The sequence below is a fragment of the Novosphingobium resinovorum genome (assembly GCF_036352595.1).
In the GTDB taxonomy this organism is placed as follows: Bacteria; Pseudomonadota; Alphaproteobacteria; order Sphingomonadales; family Sphingomonadaceae; genus Novosphingobium; species Novosphingobium resinovorum_B.
Genome location: NZ_JAZFAX010000001.1, coordinates 366,072 through 381,991, shown reverse-complemented (window position 1 = coordinate 381,991; position 15,920 = coordinate 366,072). Strand labels below are relative to the sequence as shown.

Here is a 15,920-nt window from a genome sequence, read left to right as displayed (position 1 = left end):
GGGGAAAGACGAGAGAAGATGAGTTTCAAGGGTCTCAAGCCGATTCTATACGGTGGTCGCGAAGTCTGGCCGCTGGTCGAGGGCGGCAAGGGCGTCGCCGCGACGAACCACATGAGTTCGGGTGCATGGGCGGCTGCAGGCGGCATCGGCACGGTCAGCGCGGTGAATGCCGACAGCTACGACGCCGAAGGCAAGATCATCCCGCAGATCTACCGTGCGCTCACCCGCAAGGAGCGGCACCAGGAACTGATCGACTACGCCATCGACGGTGCGGTCGAGCAGGTACGCCGCGCCTACGAGATTTCGGGCGGCAAGGGCGCGATCAACATTAACGTGCTGTGGGAAATGGGCGGCGCGCAGCAGATCCTCGAAGGCGTGCTGGAAAAGACCCGCGGCATGGTGGCGGGCGTCACTTGCGGCGCGGGGATGCCTTACAAGCTGTCCGAGATCGCGGCGCGCTTCAACGTCAACTACCTGCCGATCGTCAGTTCCGCCCGCGCCTTCCGCGCATTGTGGAAGCGCGCCTATCACAAGGTCGCCGACCTGATGGGTGCGGTGGTCTACGAAGACCCGTGGCTGGCCGGCGGTCACAACGGCCTGTCCAACGCCGAAGACCCGCTCAAGCCCGAGGATCCGTACCCCCGCGTCAAGGCGCTGCGCGACACCATGCGCGCCGAGGGCGTGCCGGACAGCGTGCCGATCGTCATGGCGGGCGGCGTCTGGTTCCTGCGTGACTGGGAGAACTGGATCGACAACCCGGAACTCGGCTCGATCGCCTTCCAGTACGGCACCCGCCCGCTGCTGACGCACGAGAGCCCGATCCCCCAGGCGTGGAAGGACCACTTGCGCACGCTTGAGCCGGGCGATGTGCTGCTGCACCGTTTCTCGCCGACCGGCTTCTATTCCTCGGCGGTGCGCAACCCGTTCCTGCGCAACCTCGAAGCGCGTTCGGAGCGCCAGATCCCCTACTCGAAGGTCGAGGCGGGCGAGCATACGGTGCGTCTCGACGTCGGCGTTAAGGGCAAGAACTTCTGGGTCGCCCCCAAGGATCTGGACCGTGCCCGCACTTGGTCGGCGCAGGGCTTCACCGATGGCCTGCGCACGCCCGACGACACGATCATCTTCGTGAACCCGGCCGAGCGCGACGAGATCCGCAAGGACCAGGCCGACTGCATGGGCTGCCTGTCGCACTGCGGGTTCTCCTCGTGGAAGGACCACGACGACTACACCACCGGCCGCCTCGCCGATCCGCGCAGCTTCTGCATCCAGAAGACCCTGCAGGATATCGCCCATGGCGGCCCGGTGGACGAGAACCTGATGTTCGCGGGCCACGCGGCCTACAAATTCAAGCAGGATCCGTTCTATTCCAACGGCTTCACGCCCACCGTCAAAGAACTGGTCGATCGTATCCTGACCGGCGACTGATCGCCCGCATCGGGACCAGGCTTCAAGCGACCGGTATGGATTCGTCCGTGCCGGTCGTTTTCGTCCGGGATCCCGGCGCCCCTTTGCCCGGCCACGCGAGCATGGCGACGAAGCTGGCGACGGCGGGCACGATCAGCAGCCAGTCGACGTAGCTCAGTACCGCCTCGATGGCGCTGCGCACGCTCCATCCGGCGGTGAGGCCGATCGTGTCGAGCGCCAGCGTGCGTGCGACGAGGACGAGGAACGGCGCGCTCCACCATCCGCTGCGGCCGAAATCGTGGAACCGGCGGATCGACAGCGCGGCGAGCGGCAGGCTGACGATCACCCAGCTCGCCAGCGTCACGCCTTGCGTAACCGGTGTCGTCTCCATCCACGCAACTGCCAGCGCGACGAGGATCACCGGCAGCTGCGAGACGACGAGATACGTGATGAACTCGAAGCGGCTCGCCCGGCCGGACGGGTCGAAACTGCCGGCAGCGGTGCGCAGTGCCTGCCCGAAGTAGGTTTTCATAAGGGCTTTTCCGATCGGGGGCTTCCCGAAGTCAATCGAAATCCCAGGCCCGCTCGCCATGGCTGGCGGCATCCAGGCCTTCGCGCTCGGCATCTTCGGACACCCGCATCGGGAAAGCGAGCGAGGCCATGAGCGCGAGGATCACCGTGGCCACCACCGACCACACCGTCACCACCAGCACGCCGATCCCCTGCGCCGCGAGTTGCGCGACCGGGTTCATGCCTTCGCCATAGCCGACGCCGCCCAGCCGTTCGGACAGCAGCAGCGCCAGCAACAGCGCGCCCAGCGCGCCGCCGAAGCCGTGGACCGCGAAGACGCCCAGCGCATCGTCGATCGCCAGCTTGCGGCGCACCAGATGCAGCGCGAAATGGCAGCCGGTGCCCCCCAGCAGCCCGAGCAGCACCGCGCCGCCCGGCGAGACGAACCCCGCCGCCGGCGCGGCGGTGGCGATCCCCGCCATGGCACCGGTGGCGAAACCGACGGCCGAGGGCTTGCCGGTGGTCAGCCGCTCGACCAGCAGCCAGGCGAGCGCGGCGGCGGCAGCAGCGACGTGGGTGGCGATCACGGCGGCGGCCGCGTCGTCGTTCGCGGCAAGGGCCGCGCCGCCGCTCAGGCCCAGCCAGCCCAGCCAGGCCAGCAGCGCCCCGCCGATGGCCAGCACCGGGCTGTGCGGGACGGCCAGGCCCTGCGCCACGCCCTTGCGGCGCCCCAGCATCACCGCGATCACCAGCGCCGAGACGCCGGCGGTCAGGTGGACGACGATGCCGCCCGCCCAGTCCAGCGTGCCGACGCCCTGCGCCAGCCAGCCGCCGCCCCAGACCCAGTGCGCGACCGGCGCATAGACCACCAGGCTCCACAATGCGGCAAAGGCGACGACCCAGCCGAAACGCGCACGCTCCGCCCAGGCGCCGATCATCAGCGCGGTGGCGAGAGCGGCGAAGACCATCTGGAACAGCGCATAGGCGCTTTCGGGCACGCCGGTCCCGTCGCGCACGTTGCCCAGCGCGATCAGCATCCAGGCATTGCCCTTGCCCAGCCAGCTACCGCTCGCCTCGCCGAAAGCCAGGGTGTAGCCGACGATCACCCACAGCACCGATACCGCCGCGAAGATCGCGCCGCCCTGCAGCAGCACCGAGCCGGCATTGCGGCGGCGGACGCGCCCGGCAAAGAACAGTGCCATGCCCGGCAACACCAGCAGGCCCAGCACGGCGGCGGCGAGCAGCCAGGCGGTGTCGCCACCATCGGCTACGTCGAGCCGGCCGTCCTGCGCCAGTGCCGCAGTTGGCGTGGCCAGCGCAGGGCCGACCGCCATTGTCCAACGCCAGTTCATCGAGCGCCAACTCATCGCGCGTCTGTTCCCCATAGGATTTCCGGATGCGATAGCGCCGTAACCCTTTACGCGGGGTTAGATCAGGAAACTAATTCCCGACAAGCCCTTGCCGCACCGATCCGGAGGGGAGTGAAAGGGCCGGGCAGGGTTGGACCGGGCCGGGGCCATATTTGCAGGCCCCAAACCGTCAGGGCAGGTCGGGCAGCACCATGTCGGGCGGGCGGTGCCCGTCGACCCAGGAGCGGATGTTGGTGACGATCTTGTGCCCCGCCGCGCCGCGGCCCTCGAAGGTCGCGCTGCCGAGGTGCGGCAGGGCGACGATGCCGGGCATAGCCAGCAGTCGCGGATCGACTGCCGGCTCGCGCTCGAAGACGTCGAGACCGGCACCGATCCGTCCTTCGGACAAGGCCGCGATCAGTGCTTCCTCGTCGACCAGGCGGCCCCGGCTGGTGTTCACCAGGCAGGCGCCGTGCTTCATCAGCGCCAGCCGGCGGGCGTCGATCAGGTGCTCGGTCCCGGGGCCGGCGGGGCAGTGCAGGGTGAGGATGTCCGCCCCGGCGACGAGCGCGTCGAGGTCCGGCTCGTAGCGGGCCGACAGCATGTTCTCGACCGCCGGGGGCAGGCGGTGCCGGTTGTGATAGCGGATTTCCATGCCGAAGGCGCGCGCGCGGTGCGCCACCGCCTGCCCGATCCGCCCCATGCCGACGATGCCCAGCGTCTTGCCGCTCAGCGAATGGCCGAGCATGACCGAGGGCCCCCAGCCTTGCCAGCGGCCTTCGCGCAAGGTTCGTGAATTCTCCCCGAAGCGGCGCGAGACGAGGATGATGAGCGCCAGCGTGAGGTCGGCGGTATCGTCGGTGAAGACGCCCGGTGTGTTGGTCACCAGGATGCCGTGGGCCCGCGCGGCGGCGAGGTCGATGTGGTCGGTCCCGGCGCCGAAGCTGGCGAGCATGGCGAGGCGCTCTCCGGCATCCGCGATCATCGCCGCGTCGATGGTATCGGTGACGGTGGGGACCAGCACGTCGCAGTCGCGCATCGCCGCTTCCAGCTGCGCGCGGGTCATCGGCGTGTCGTCGGGGTTGGGCACGAGGTCGAACAGCTCGGCCATCCGCGCCTCGACGGCGGGCAGCAGGCGCCGCGTTACGATGACGCGTGGACGCGGTACCGGGGGACGGGCAGGAAGTGGGCGCGCGGTATCCATGTCAGGCGTATTCCCTCCACTGATGGGCTAGGCCGTCCACAGGGCCGTGGTCAAGCGGCCTTGAAGCGGTTCGGCGGCGCGCGGTATGATCGCGGCGATGAACCGTCCCGCTTTCCTGCTGCTGGCCCTGCCGCTCGGCCTTCTGGGCCTTGCCGCCGCACTTCCGGCACGCGCCGCCAATGACGACAAGGTGCCCTACTGGGCCTCGATCGATGCCGAGATCGCCAATTTGCGCGTGGGGCCGGGCGATTCGTATCGGATCGACTGGGTCTATCGCCGCCCGCACCTGCCGGTCCGCGTGCTGCGCCGTGAGGGGCCATGGCGCCTGATCGAGGATCCCGACGGTGCGAAGGGCTGGATGCGCGACCTGCTGCTTTCGCGCCAGCGCGCGGGGATGGTGCGCAAGGGCGGCGTCATCGAGATGCGTGCCGAGGGCAAGGCGGGCTCGCCGATGCTCTGGCGGGTCGAGCCCGGCGTGGTCGGCCTGGTCGGCGAGTGCAGGGACGGGTGGTGCCCGTTCGACACCGATGGCCACAAGGGCTTCGTGCGCGAGGAACAGCTGTGGGGGACCGGCGCGCCCTGAGCCCGCTACCGCGCGAGGCGCGCCTCGATCTGGCCGCGCAGTTCCAGCCTGCGGCCGAAGTGGAACGCCGCTTCGGCGAGCACGAACAGCGGCCCGATCAGCAGTCCGCGCAAGTCGTCGAGGAAGGCGGGCTTGCGGCCTTCCCACCAGTGGCCGAGGAACTGGATCAGCCAGCCGGTCACGAACAGGCCGATGCCCCAGCTCAGCCAGGTCGCGGTATCCTGCTCGGCCAGCTTGCCGGCGATCACCTTGCCGACCGCCAGAACGACCGCCATCGCGCAGGCGAGGCGGCGGTCCAGCGTGAAATAGAAGCAGCATGCCGCGACGATGGCGAGGTCCACGGCGGCGATCTCGATACCGCCGATCGCCAGGCGAGGCCGCGCCAGCAGCACTTCGACGGCGAGCACGATCAGCGGAATGCCCACCATGTGCGTGGCGACGTTGCGCCGGTCGCGGTGATAGGCGGCGTAGTTGGCCAGATGGCGCACGAGCCGTTCGGACATCTCATTTCTCCCGCCCGCCATGATAGCGTCGCGGGGAAATAGAGCCAGCGGCGTTTGTCGTTCGGGGCAGGCCCGTGCAAGGGCCCACCCCGTTTGACCGATCAGATGCCGTCGACGGCCTTGCTGACCATGATGTTGACCGCGACGCGGCGGTTCTGCGCCTTGCCTTCCTCGGTCGTGTTGTCGGCGACCGGGTCGGCCATCGACATGCCGGTCGGCGTCAGCATGCGGTACGGCTTCCAGTGGCAGGCCTGCTGCAGGTAGTTGACCACGGCGCTGGCGCGCTTTTCGCTGAGGGCCTGGTTGATTTCCTGCGAACCGGTGGAGTCGGTGTAGCCGACCACCAGCAGCAGGGCATTGTCCATGCCTTCGGCCTGCGTCGCAGCCTGGCACAGCTCGGCCTGCGCCTCGGGCGACAGCTTGGCCTTGCCGGTGTCGAAGTTCACGTTGGTCGTGCCCTTGATGTTGTACTTGTCGATGTCGCCCATGCGGGCCTTGAGCCCCTCGGTCGCGGCTTCGTTCGAAGCGAAGCGCTGGTCGGTGCCGTTGTGGATCATCTGGGCGGTCTTCATGTCCTTGCCCTTGAGATCGATCTTGCTGGCGAGCAGCGTGCCGCCGCCCTGAAGCGTCTCGACTTCGACCGGGATGCCGTTGAGCAGCGAGGTCGCCGCCAGCTTGCTGCCGCCCAGGCCCAGGAACCCGCCACTGGCCTTGATCTTGGTGCTGTCGTCGATGGTCACCACGGTCTTGGTGCCGTTCTCCGACGTGACCTGCATGCGGTCGCCGCTGCGGGCGGAAATGATGCCCTTGACCTGCGGTCCCTTGACCATCTGCGGGCTGGTGTCGGTGACCTGTACGTTCAGGTCGCCCTGGTCCTGCGACTGCGCGGACACGCTGACCGACGCGGCGCCGCCCAGCAGGGCGGCCACGAGGACGATATGGGGGCTCTTGGAAATGACACTCATTGCGCTACTCCCTTCAATCTCTGCCAGTCGGGCCTGCAGGACCGCAGCTTGACGTCCGACCACCGTTGCCCTTGCGGCAAGACCGGCTGTCGGAACCCCTCCTTCTGGCTTCAAATGTTCGGCATGGGGTTGCACTTGAACACCATGGGAGACCCGGATGTTCATCTTGACCTTGCGGTTAGATGAACGCCGCCGCCCATGCCGTTCAGGTGCGGGCGGTTCGGGCGCGCCGTGCGACGAACCGAGCCGGCGGGGCTGCTCGGGTCGTCTTGCAGAGGGCTCGGAACACGCCGAACCGCTTTTGTGGATCGCCACGATACCGCCGTTTTCGAGGCGCGCGCGGACACCTTCGCCATTACGCGCAGAGGGGCCAATTTCCTTGCATTCCCGTGCTCATGCGCGTAATTGCGCCCGGTCCCGACAGGCATCCGCCTGAAGGGATGCCGCGACCGGCATCCGGCCGCCGTGGCAGTTCGGCCCCTTTGGCCCGTTTTCCTGCATGGTGCAGGCAGCGGAGAAAAGACCGGCGGATACAACCGCCAGGCCGGAAAATCGAACCAAGGAAATGTCTTAATGGCAACTTCTGCCAATCCGACCCGCGACGATTTCGCGAAGATGCTCGATGACCAGCTCGGCGGCGTCGCCGACGACGGTTTCGAGGGCCGCGTCGTCAAGGGCACCGTCACCGCGATCGAGAACGACAAGGCCGTCATCGACGTGGGCCTCAAGAGCGAAGGCCGCGTGTCGCTGCGCGAGTTCGCTCGTGGCGAAGACGACCACGGCCTGAAGGTCGGTGACGAAGTCGAAGTCTACGTCGACCGCGTCGAGAACGCCGACGGCGAAGCGATGCTGTCGCGCGACCGCGCACGCCGCGAAGCCGCCTGGGACAAGCTCGAGAGCGAGTTCGGCGAAGGCAAGCGCGTCGAAGGCGTGATCTTCGGCCGCGTCAAGGGCGGCTTCACCGTCGACCTCGACGGCGCCGTTGCCTTCCTCCCCGGCTCGCAGGTCGACATCCGCCCCGTGCGCGACGTCACCCCGCTGATGGACGTGCCGCAGCCCTTCCAGATCCTGAAGATGGACCGTCGCCGCGGCAACATCGTCGTGTCGCGCCGCGCCGTCCTCGAAGAGACCCGCGCCGAACAGCGCAGCGAGCTGATCGACAAGCTGAGCGAAGGCCAGGTCATCGACGGCGTCGTCAAGAACATCACCGACTACGGTGCGTTCGTTGACCTCGGCGGCATCGACGGCCTGCTCCATGTCACCGACATGAGCTACAAGCGCGTCAACCACCCGAGCGAAGTGATCGCCATCGGCGACACCGTGAAGGTGCAGATCATCCGCATCAACTCGGACACGCAGCGCATCAGCCTCGGCATGAAGCAGCTCGAGAGCGATCCGTGGGAAGGCGCATCGGTCAAGTACCCGGTCGGCGCGAAGCTGTCGGGCACGGTCACCAACATCACCGAATACGGCGCCTTCGTGGAGCTGGAAGCCGGGATCGAGGGCCTCGTCCACGTTTCGGAAATGTCCTGGACCAAGAAGAACGTCCACCCGGGCAAGATCGTTTCAACCTCGCAGGAAGTCGAAGTGGTCGTCCTCGAAGTCGATTCGGACAAGCGCCGCATCTCGCTCGGCCTGAAGCAGGCCCAGCAGAACCCCTGGGAAGCGTTCGCAGAGCGTCACCCGGTCGGCTCGCAGGTCGAAGGCGAAGTCAAGAACGCGACCGAATTCGGTCTGTTCATCGGCCTCGACGGTGACGTGGACGGCATGGTTCACATGTCGGACATCGCCTGGGGCATCTCGGGCGAGGACGCGCTGGCCCTGCACCGCAAGGGCGAGCAGGTTTCGGCCGTGGTTCTCGATGTCGACGTCGAGAAGGAGCGCATCTCGCTCGGCATGAAGCAGCTTGAGCGTGGCGCTCCGGCCGCTGGCGGCGCCTCCTCGGCTGCCGAAGGCAACCTGCGCCGCGGCCAGGTCGTCACCGTCACCGTTCTCGAAGTTCGCGACGGCGGCCTGGAAGTCCAGGCTGGCGACGATGGCGCCACCGGCTTCATCAAGCGTTCGGACCTCGGCCGCGACCGCGACGAGCAGCGCCCCGACCGCTTCCAGGTCGGCCAGAAGCTCGACGCCATGGTCACCGGTTTCGACCGTTCCAAGAAGCCGAACTTCTCGGTCAAGGCCCGCCAGCTGGCCGAAGAGAAGGAAGCCGTGGAGCAGTACGGTTCGTCGGACTCGGGCGCTTCGCTCGGCGACATCCTCGGCGAGGCTCTGAAGGCGCGTTCGTAAGAACGGTCTTCGGCTTCATCGAAGCTGAAACAGTGAAAGCCCGTCCGGAGAAATCCGGGCGGGCTTTTGCTTTTCAGCCCATCAGGGCCAGGCGGCCCAACATCCACACCGCCATCGCCATCATCGCGAGGTTCTCGGTCAGCGACACGAAGCCGAGCGGCACGTTGCCCGATCCGCCCACGCAGGCGCACTTGAGATCGCGCTTCTGCACGTAGACCGCATAGAATACCGAGACCGCGCCGACCGTGCCGATGAACAGCCCGACCGGGATCGAAAGCCAGGGCAGGGCATGCGCACTCATCAGCGCCCCCGTGAGCCATTCGAGAAACGGGTAGGCGAAGGCATAAGGCACCCAGCGCCTGGCCAGCAGGTCGTAGCCGAGGAACATCGTCGAGAACCGATCGACGTCCTGCAGCTTGAGCATCGCCAGCAGCATCATCGTGAACGATACGAACCATTCGCCGGCGCGCAGGGTGAAGGGCGTGCCGAAGGCCGCGAAGCTGGCCGCCAGCGCCAGTCCCGCGCCGGTCGCGAAGACCGCGAGCACCGGTCGGTAGCTTTTGGCGCCGGGATCGCGCACCTTCAGGCCGAAGTACGCGCGCAAGTCGGTGAAGCCACCGATCCGCTGCCCGTTTATGAACGTCTGGGGCGTCGTCTTTACACCGTGCTCGGCCTTGAAGGCATCGGTCTGCTCGCGCGTGGTGAGCCAGTGGTCCTCGACCGCGTAGCCGCGCCTTTCGAGGAGGTACTTGGAGCGGATGCCCCAGGGGCAGGAGTGCTTCTCCATCACCATGCGGTAAAGCACGGCGGTGCGGGTGGAAGGGGTCTGGTCATTGGTCATGACCGGTTTATACCTTCCGTACCATGGTACGGAGTCAAGCATGGCCCTGACGATTTCCGAACTCGCGCGCGCCGGTGGCGTCGGTGTCGAGACGGTGCGCTTCTACCAGCGCAAGGGGCTGCTCCACGATCCGCAGCCGGCGAAGTCCGGCGCGGCGAAGGGGCAGCGTCATTATGGCGAGGAGGACGTGCGCCGCCTGCGCTTCGTGAGGGCCGCCAAGGATGCGGGGTTCATCCTCGACGAGATCGCCGAACTGCTCGGGCTTGACGCCAGCGACGACCGGGTGCGGGCGCGCGCGATGGCGGAAGCCAGGCTGACGCATCTCGACGAGGAGATCGCCCGGCTCGACCGCGCCCGCGTCTCGCTCCGCCGACTGGCACGCGAATGCGCCGGCGGCGAGGCCGGGCCGTGCCCGATCATCGCCGCGTTCGAGGACGGGGAATGCCGCCGCTGACGTCGTCCCGCACGCGCTCCGGGACGACGGCGCTTCAAGGCGTCTTCAGACGTTGAACCTGAAGTGCATGACGTCGCCATCGGCGACGACGTATTCCTTGCCTTCCTGGCGCAGCTTGCCGGCTTCCTTGGCCCCGGCCTCGCCGTTCAGCGCGACGAAGTCGGCATAGGCGATGGTCTCGGCGCGGATGAAGCCGCGCTGCATGTCGGAGTGGATCGTGCCCGCCGCCTCGGGCGCCTTGGCGCCCTTGTGGATGGTCCAGGCGCGCGCTTCCTTGGGGCCGACGGTGAAGAAGGTCAGCAGTTCGAGCAATTCGTAACCGGCGCGGATGATGCGCGCGAGACCGGCCTCGGCAAGGCCCATCTCCTCGAGGAAGACCATGCGGTCCTCCATTTCCATCCCGGTCAGCTCGGCCTCGATCGCGGCCGAGACGATGACGGCGCTGGCGCCCTCGGCCGCGGCCTTCTCGAAGACGCGCAGCGAGAAGGCATTGCCCTCTGCCGCGGCTTCCTCCTCGACGTTGCAGACGTAGAGCACGGGCTTGGCGGTGATGAGCTGCGCCTGCGCGAAGACGCGGGCCTCGTCCTCGTCCTTCGGCTGCGTCAGGCGCGCGGGCTTGCCGTCGCGCAGCAGGTCGAGCGCCTGGCCGAGCACCGAAGCCACGATCTTGGCCTCCTTGTCGCCCTGCGTTGCCTTCTTCTGGGCGGCGGGAACGCGCTTTTCGAGGCTTTCGAGGTCAGAGAGCAGCAGTTCGGTCTCGACCGTCTCGGCGTCGGCGATGGGATCGACCTTGTTGTCGACGTGCTGGATGTCGTCGTTCTCGAAGCAGCGCAGGACGTGGATGATCGCGTCCACCTCGCGGATGTTGCCGAGGAACTGGTTGCCCAGGCCCTCACCCTTCGAGGCGCCGCGCACGAGGCCGGCGATGTCCACGAACGAGAGCTGGGTCGGGATGATCTTGGCCGACCCGGCGATCTCGGCCAGCTTGTCGAGGCGCGGGTCGGGGACGCCGACCTGGCCGACATTGGGCTCGATCGTGCAGAACGGATAGTTGGCCGCCTGCGCCGCCTGCGTCTCGGTCAGCGCATTGAACAAGGTCGACTTGCCGACATTGGGCAGACCCACGATTCCGCAACGGAAACCCATCGAAAACTCCGAAAACTGTTTAAGGCGCGCCCATAGCGGGGTGCGGGGCACTTGGCCAGTTCGCCAATGAATTACCGGGCGGATTCGGGAACGGTTGACGGAAATTTCAGGTCTTGTCCCTATTCCTTGCGATCATGAAACGCCCGGTCCGTCTTGTTTTGCCGCTGGTCGCCCTCGGCATGGTGTCTGCGTGCGGAGATAGTCCGGAGACCCTGTTCGCTCACGCACGCGCCGATTTCGCAGCCGAGAACTACCAGGAGGCGCGTGTCCAACTGGCTTCGGCACTGCGCGGCCGCCCCGAGGACCGGGCGATGCTTGCGCTGTTCGTCGAGACACAACTGCGGCTCGGCGATCCGGATGGTGCCGAGGGAGCGATCGCCCGGCTTGAGCGCGCGGGCGACCGGGACACCGCGCGAATGAAGGCGGAAGCGGCGCTGCTGCGCCAGAATCCGCGCCGTGCGCTGGAATTGCTGGGGACGGACGCCTCGTCCGAAGGTTGGCGCGTCCGCGCCGAATCGCAGCTCGCGCTGGGCGACGAGGTTGAAGCGCGCGCAGCCTTCGAGAAGGGGCTCGATGCGAAGCCCGCGACACCGGCCGGCGAGGTCCGGCTGGCGGCCTCCTATGCGCGCTACCTGCTGCAGAACGACGATCTGACGCGCGCGGCCTGGCTGCTCACGCGCATGCAGGCGATGGCGCCGCGTGCGTATGAGACGCTGGTGATGGCGGGCGATCTCGCCTCGGCGCAAGGGCGTGAGGAGGAAGCGGCTCGGGCCTATCGCAAGGCGATCGATGCCTTTCCCGACCGCGCCGCGCCGATGCTCGCGCTTGCCAATCATTACGACGGGCTGGGCAATCTCGACGAGGCATCCAGACTGGTGGAGCAGGCCGGCAATGTCGCACCGGGCGATCCCGAAGTGGATGCGCTGCGCATCCAGCTGATGTCGGAAAAAGGGGAGTGGGAGAAGATCCGCCTGGCCCTGCAGAGCCGCGAATCCGAGCTGGCGGCGGGCTCTCCGCTCAGCATGACTTATGGCGAGGCGCTGCTGCGGCTCGGCCAGGCGGAGCAGGCGCGGATCATCTTCCGGCGGGCGGCGCTGGTGCTTCCGGGCAATCCCTATTCACGCATGATGCTGGGCGAGGCGCAGATCGCCACCGGTGACAGGCAGGGCGCCTGGGCCACGCTGGCCCCGCTCGCCGCAAGCACGCTGGCGCGGCCCGAAGTGCTGGAGCGCGCCGAGCAGGCCGCACGGGGCGTGGGTGCGCCGGAAGCCGAAGAGTTGCAGGCCCGGCTCGATCCGGTGAGTCTCAAGGAGACGATGGCGCTCGTCCAGCAGGGAGAGAACGCGCTGGCTGCACAGCGCTGGGCAACGGCGGCCACGGTCTATGAACGGCTGCTGGCGCGGGGCGAGGATCCCGAGGTGCTCAAGCGCCTGGCGATCGCCGAGACCGGGCTCGGCGATCATGCCGCGGCGATTGGTCATGCCGACAAGGCGGTTTCGCTGAACCGCGGTAGCGCCGACTATCTTTACGTCGCGGCGCTGGCGCGGATATCGGCGAGGAGGGAACCGGCAGAGGTCCGGCGCCTGCTGGAGGCGGCGGCCGCCATCGATCCGCGCAACCAGGCCATCGCGCGCGATCTGCGCAAGGCAAAGGCCGCCGCCGGCTGAACCGGCGACGGCCTTACCGAACGGGCGCAGGCGTCAGGCGCGGGCCTTGCGGCGGCGGGCATAGGCGAGGCCGATGAGGCCGGCGCCAACCATTCCGAGCATGCCGGGCTCCGGTACTGCGGTACCGCCCGAGCTCGAAGTCGTGGTGCCGCCCGAAGTCGACGTGGTCGTGCCACCCGAGGTCGTGGTACCACCGGAGGTCGAAGTGGTGGTCCCGCCGGAAGTCGACGTAGTGGTGCCGCCCGAAGTGGTGGTCGTTCCGCCCGAGGTCGTCGTGGTGCCGCCAGAGGTCGAACTGCTCGTCGAGGTCGAGCCGCACTGCTTGGCGCCCTGCGAGTGGCCGCAGTTGCAGTAATGCGTGTGGTTCCTGCCGCCGCCGGCATAAGCTGGAGCGGACAGTGCGGCAATCGCGCCGGTGGTCAGCGAAAGCGCGATCATGGTCTTGCGGATCATTGCGGTTACCCTATGTTACCCGTGTCAGTTGACCGAGCTTAAGCAATTATCATGCCAATGTTGGATTTCCGCGAAATATCCATTCGTGACCGAGGATGGAGGGTAAGTCCTGTAAGCTAATCCGACACTTTGGCGAGCCTACCCCTGTTGCCGCAGCGCCACGTCGTTCATGAAGCGGGCGTCGTCGCCGTTCGCAAGCCGATCCGCTTCCGCCGCCACCGCGCCCAGCATGTCGGCCAGCGGGTCCATCTCGGCCTTGGCGTAGTTGCCCAGCACATAGCCGTGGACGCGGTCCTTGTGCCCGGGATGGCCGATGCCGAGCCGCACGCGGCGGAACTCCGCGCCGAGGTGCTGGTCGATCGAGCGCAGCCCGTTGTGCCCGGCATGGCCGCCGCCCTGCTTCACCTTCACCTTGAACGGCGCCAGGTCGAGTTCGTCGTGGAAGACGGTGAGGGCGGACAAGTCCAGCTTGTAGAAGCGCATCGCCTCGCCCACCGAGCGGCCGCTCTCGTTCATGAAAGTGGCGGGCTTGAGCAGCAGCACCTTGTCGGTGCCGATGCGGCCTTCCTGCAGCCAGCCCTGGAACTTCTTCTGGACCGGGCCGAAGCCGTGGATCTCGGCGATCGCGTCGGCAACCATGAAGCCGACGTTGTGGCGGTTGAAGACATACTGCGGACCGGGATTGCCCAGACCGACCCAAAGCTGCGTGGCCATCCGTATTCCTTGCCTGCGTCCTGCGGTTGCATGAAAAGAAAAGGCCCCTCCCACGCGGGGTGGGAGAGGCCGTTTTCTACCCGAAAGCAGGAGAAGCTTACTCGGCCTCGGCCGCTGCTTCGCCTTCTTCGCTGCGCAGGGCAGAGGGAGCAGCGATCGTCGCGATCGTGTAGTCACGGTCGGTGATCGCGCTCTCGACGCCCTTGGGCAGCTTGACGTGGCTGATGTGGATCGATTCGCCCACGTCGAAGCCGGTCACGTCGATGGTGATCTCGTGCGGGATCTTCTCGGCGTCGCAGACCAGTTCGAGGTCGTGGCGAACGATGTTCAGCACGCCGCCGCGCTTCAGGCCCGGCGACAGCTCTTCGTTCTCGAACACGACGGGCACGTTGACGTGCACGGTCGCGCCCTTGGCGAGACGCAGGAAGTCGGCGTGGAGCGGACGGTCGCTGACCGGGTGGAAGGCAACGTCCTTGGGCTGGGTACGGAACTTCTTGCCGTCGACTTCGACTTCGATGATCGAGTTGAAGAAGTGGCCGGTTCCGAGCTGGCGGGCCAGCTCCTTTTCCTGGACGTGGATCGCGAGGGGCTCTTCGTTGCCACCGTAGATGACGGCGGGGACGCGACCTTCACGACGCAGTGCACGGGAGGCTCCCTTGCCAGCCCGATCACGCGTCTCGGCCGGCAGGTTAAGCGTATCGCTCATGGATCTTGCCTTTCAAAACTGGATAATAATGCGATGACGCGCCGCTCATCGGTGCGCACCGTCCTGCCACGCCTCCAGGGATGACCATGACAGGAAGGCGCGGCCCTTACTGGGAGATGGGCGGAAAAGCAAGCCGTTCGTGCGTCCGTGGGCGGGATGTCGCGGCGTTTGAGGGGGCGGTTGCGACCCTTCGACAAGCTCAGGGTGAGCGGGGTTGGAATAAATCTCCCAATTCCGCTCAGGCTGAGCTTGTCGAAGCCCCCAAAGCCTCACTCCACCCGCGTGACCGTGAACCCTTCGGCCGTCAGCATTGCGGGCAATCCCTCAGGCCCGGCCATGTGCACGGCGCCGACAGCCACGAACGGCTTGCCGCCCGAGCGAACCGCCTGTGCGATCCGGCCGGTCCAGCGCCGGTTGCGCCCGGTGAACAGCACCGCGCGCAGTTCCGGGTCGGCGAGCAGGCCCGAGCGGGTCTCCGCCTCGATCGCGTTCATGTCGCCCTTGCGCCAGCTGGCCGAGAGATCGCGGTCGGGAGAGGCGGCCTCGGTGACGACGGCCGCGAGGAGGTCGCGCTGCTCGCGCTCGGGCAGAGCGTCGAACAGGCCGAGCTGCGCGGCGGCGCCCTCGAGTTCGACCACCGGCCTTTGCCCCGCCGCCGCGATCACGGCGCGGTCGACACCGTTGCGGGTATCGCCTTCGTCAGCCCCTGCGCGGGCGAGCGTCAGGGCTGCGGCCCAGGTATCCATCGCCGCGAAGTCGCCGTCGTCCCGGCCGCTCTTTTTCAGCAAAGTGGCCAGAGCGGCGCGGTCTTTCGGCGGTACGCGTTCGGAAAGCGGCGGTTCGTTCTCGCTGCGCGCTAGGCTTTCGAAAGTGGCGGCGACTTCCGCCTCGTTCGCGAGGTTGCCGACTTCGACCATGATCGATCCGGCTTCGTCCAGTGCGGAACCGACTTTCGCCGTGCGCCACGCAAGGGGGCGCTCGGCGCTGTGGATCGTGCCGAAGAGCCAGCCGACGTGGCCCCGACCGTCCTCGACCCGCCACAACGCGGGGTTGGCCTGCTGGGGGTCGCTCGAACAGGCGACCAGCCCGACGCCCAACCCGACAATCGCCAGCAGCACGGCAATGAAGCGCATCA

16 protein-coding genes are annotated in these 15,920 nt (G+C 67.3%); 5 read left to right on the top strand and 11 right to left on the bottom strand.

What is annotated here, in order from left to right; translation table 11 throughout:
* The first annotated feature begins 18 nt into the window (after positions 1–18).
* Complete coding sequence (locus tag V2S85_RS01910; protein WP_330701178.1) at positions 19–1,425, top strand: NAD(P)H-dependent flavin oxidoreductase; 1,407 nt, start codon at positions 19–21, stop codon at positions 1,423–1,425.
* Positions 1,426–1,447: 22 nt separating this feature from the next.
* Here V2S85_RS01910 and V2S85_RS01905 read toward each other — a convergent pair whose 3' ends face one another.
* From V2S85_RS01905 to V2S85_RS01895, 3 genes are all read right to left on the bottom strand, one after another.
* Positions 1,448–1,936 (bottom strand): DUF805 domain-containing protein, encoded by a 489-nt coding sequence (locus V2S85_RS01905; RefSeq protein WP_330701177.1) that lies wholly within the window; start codon positions 1,934–1,936, stop codon positions 1,448–1,450.
* Between the two features lie 31 nt (positions 1,937–1,967).
* Positions 1,968–3,248: an ammonium transporter gene (locus tag V2S85_RS01900; RefSeq protein ID WP_330701176.1), complete on the bottom strand. Its 1,281-nt coding sequence runs from the start codon at positions 3,246–3,248 to the stop codon at positions 1,968–1,970.
* 205 nt (positions 3,249–3,453) lie between these two features.
* Complete coding sequence (locus tag V2S85_RS01895; protein WP_330701175.1) at positions 3,454–4,467, bottom strand: D-glycerate dehydrogenase; 1,014 nt, start codon at positions 4,465–4,467, stop codon at positions 3,454–3,456.
* A 97-nt stretch (positions 4,468–4,564) separates the two neighbouring features.
* Here V2S85_RS01895 and V2S85_RS01890 point away from each other — a divergent pair, with 97 nt between their 5' ends.
* Entirely contained in the window at positions 4,565–5,050 is a 486-nt protein-coding gene (locus V2S85_RS01890; protein WP_330701174.1) for an SH3 domain-containing protein, read from the top strand.
* A gap of 5 nt (positions 5,051–5,055) precedes the next feature.
* On the opposite strand, the gene V2S85_RS01885 is transcribed toward V2S85_RS01890, so the two are convergent.
* Positions 5,056–5,553 (bottom strand): DUF962 domain-containing protein, encoded by a 498-nt coding sequence (locus V2S85_RS01885; RefSeq protein ID WP_330701173.1) that lies wholly within the window; start codon positions 5,551–5,553, stop codon positions 5,056–5,058.
* A gap of 101 nt (positions 5,554–5,654) precedes the next feature.
* Positions 5,655–6,518, bottom strand: coding sequence for an OmpA family protein (locus V2S85_RS01880; RefSeq protein ID WP_330701172.1), 864 nt, complete (start codon positions 6,516–6,518; stop codon positions 5,655–5,657).
* 573 nt (positions 6,519–7,091) lie between these two features.
* On the opposite strand from V2S85_RS01880, the gene rpsA reads away from it, so the two are divergent.
* Positions 7,092–8,804 carry a 30S ribosomal protein S1 gene (rpsA, locus tag V2S85_RS01875; protein ID WP_330701171.1) on the top strand — a complete coding sequence of 571 codons (1,713 nt, stop codon included), beginning with the start codon at positions 7,092–7,094 and terminating at the stop codon, positions 8,802–8,804.
* A 73-nt stretch (positions 8,805–8,877) separates the two neighbouring features.
* Here rpsA and V2S85_RS01870 read toward each other — a convergent pair whose 3' ends face one another.
* Complete coding sequence (locus V2S85_RS01870; RefSeq protein WP_330701170.1) at positions 8,878–9,645, bottom strand: glutaredoxin; 768 nt, start codon at positions 9,643–9,645, stop codon at positions 8,878–8,880.
* Positions 9,646–9,685: 40 nt separating this feature from the next.
* On the opposite strand from V2S85_RS01870, the gene V2S85_RS01865 reads away from it, so the two are divergent.
* Positions 9,686–10,099, top strand: a complete 414-nt coding sequence (locus tag V2S85_RS01865) for a MerR family transcriptional regulator (RefSeq protein WP_330701169.1) — start codon at positions 9,686–9,688, stop codon at positions 10,097–10,099.
* Positions 10,100–10,144: 45 nt separating this feature from the next.
* Here V2S85_RS01865 and ychF read toward each other — a convergent pair whose 3' ends face one another.
* Positions 10,145–11,245 (bottom strand): redox-regulated ATPase YchF, encoded by a 1,101-nt coding sequence (ychF, locus tag V2S85_RS01860; protein WP_330701168.1) that lies wholly within the window; start codon positions 11,243–11,245, stop codon positions 10,145–10,147.
* Positions 11,246–11,358: 113 nt separating this feature from the next.
* Here ychF and V2S85_RS01855 point away from each other — a divergent pair, with 113 nt between their 5' ends.
* Positions 11,359–12,912 carry a tetratricopeptide repeat protein gene (locus V2S85_RS01855; RefSeq protein ID WP_330701167.1) on the top strand — a complete coding sequence of 518 codons (1,554 nt, stop codon included), beginning with the start codon at positions 11,359–11,361 and terminating at the stop codon, positions 12,910–12,912.
* Between the two features lie 33 nt (positions 12,913–12,945).
* Here V2S85_RS01855 and V2S85_RS01850 read toward each other — a convergent pair whose 3' ends face one another.
* The 4 genes from V2S85_RS01850 to V2S85_RS01835 all read right to left on the bottom strand — a co-directional run bounded on the left by V2S85_RS01850 (position 12,946) and on the right by V2S85_RS01835 (position 15,918).
* Positions 12,946–13,365, bottom strand: coding sequence for a PEP-CTERM sorting domain-containing protein (locus V2S85_RS01850; protein ID WP_330701166.1), 420 nt, complete (start codon positions 13,363–13,365; stop codon positions 12,946–12,948).
* 138 nt (positions 13,366–13,503) lie between these two features.
* A complete protein-coding gene (pth, locus tag V2S85_RS01845) occupies positions 13,504–14,079 on the bottom strand; it encodes an aminoacyl-tRNA hydrolase (protein ID WP_330701165.1) in 576 nt (191 codons plus the stop codon).
* A gap of 97 nt (positions 14,080–14,176) precedes the next feature.
* Positions 14,177–14,785 carry a 50S ribosomal protein L25/general stress protein Ctc gene (locus tag V2S85_RS01840; RefSeq protein WP_330701164.1) on the bottom strand — a complete coding sequence of 203 codons (609 nt, stop codon included), beginning with the start codon at positions 14,783–14,785 and terminating at the stop codon, positions 14,177–14,179.
* 269 nt (positions 14,786–15,054) lie between these two features.
* A complete protein-coding gene (locus V2S85_RS01835) occupies positions 15,055–15,918 on the bottom strand; it encodes a TraB/GumN family protein (RefSeq protein ID WP_330701163.1) in 864 nt (287 codons plus the stop codon).
* Positions 15,919–15,920 lie beyond the last annotated feature (2 nt).

Excerpts from the sequence above, each read along its gene's own strand:
- pth (WP_330701165.1), bottom strand. The coding sequence starts at position 14,079 with ATGGCCACGCAGCTTTGGGTCGGTCTGGGCAATCCCGGTCCGCAGTAT.
- V2S85_RS01895 (WP_330701175.1), bottom strand. The coding sequence starts at position 4,467 with ATGGATACCGCGCGCCCACTTCCTGCCCGTCCCCCGGTACCGCGTCCA.
- V2S85_RS01900 (WP_330701176.1), bottom strand. The coding sequence starts at position 3,248 with ATGGCGGTCGGCCCTGCGCTGGCCACGCCAACTGCGGCACTGGCGCAG.
- ychF (WP_330701168.1), bottom strand. The coding sequence starts at position 11,245 with ATGGGTTTCCGTTGCGGAATCGTGGGTCTGCCCAATGTCGGCAAGTCG.
- V2S85_RS01870 (WP_330701170.1), bottom strand. The coding sequence starts at position 9,645 with ATGACCAATGACCAGACCCCTTCCACCCGCACCGCCGTGCTTTACCGC.
- V2S85_RS01850 (WP_330701166.1), bottom strand. The coding sequence starts at position 13,365 with ATGATCCGCAAGACCATGATCGCGCTTTCGCTGACCACCGGCGCGATT.
- rpsA (WP_330701171.1), top strand. The coding sequence starts at position 7,092 with ATGGCAACTTCTGCCAATCCGACCCGCGACGATTTCGCGAAGATGCTC.
- V2S85_RS01905 (WP_330701177.1), bottom strand. The coding sequence starts at position 1,936 with ATGAAAACCTACTTCGGGCAGGCACTGCGCACCGCTGCCGGCAGTTTC.
- V2S85_RS01890 (WP_330701174.1), top strand. The coding sequence starts at position 4,565 with ATGAACCGTCCCGCTTTCCTGCTGCTGGCCCTGCCGCTCGGCCTTCTG.
- V2S85_RS01880 (WP_330701172.1), bottom strand. The coding sequence starts at position 6,518 with ATGAGTGTCATTTCCAAGAGCCCCCATATCGTCCTCGTGGCCGCCCTG.
- V2S85_RS01885 (WP_330701173.1), bottom strand. The coding sequence starts at position 5,553 with ATGTCCGAACGGCTCGTGCGCCATCTGGCCAACTACGCCGCCTATCAC.
- V2S85_RS01865 (WP_330701169.1), top strand. The coding sequence starts at position 9,686 with ATGGCCCTGACGATTTCCGAACTCGCGCGCGCCGGTGGCGTCGGTGTC.
- V2S85_RS01840 (WP_330701164.1), bottom strand. The coding sequence starts at position 14,785 with ATGAGCGATACGCTTAACCTGCCGGCCGAGACGCGTGATCGGGCTGGC.
- V2S85_RS01910 (WP_330701178.1), top strand. The coding sequence starts at position 19 with ATGAGTTTCAAGGGTCTCAAGCCGATTCTATACGGTGGTCGCGAAGTC.
- V2S85_RS01835 (WP_330701163.1), bottom strand. The coding sequence starts at position 15,918 with ATGCGCTTCATTGCCGTGCTGCTGGCGATTGTCGGGTTGGGCGTCGGG.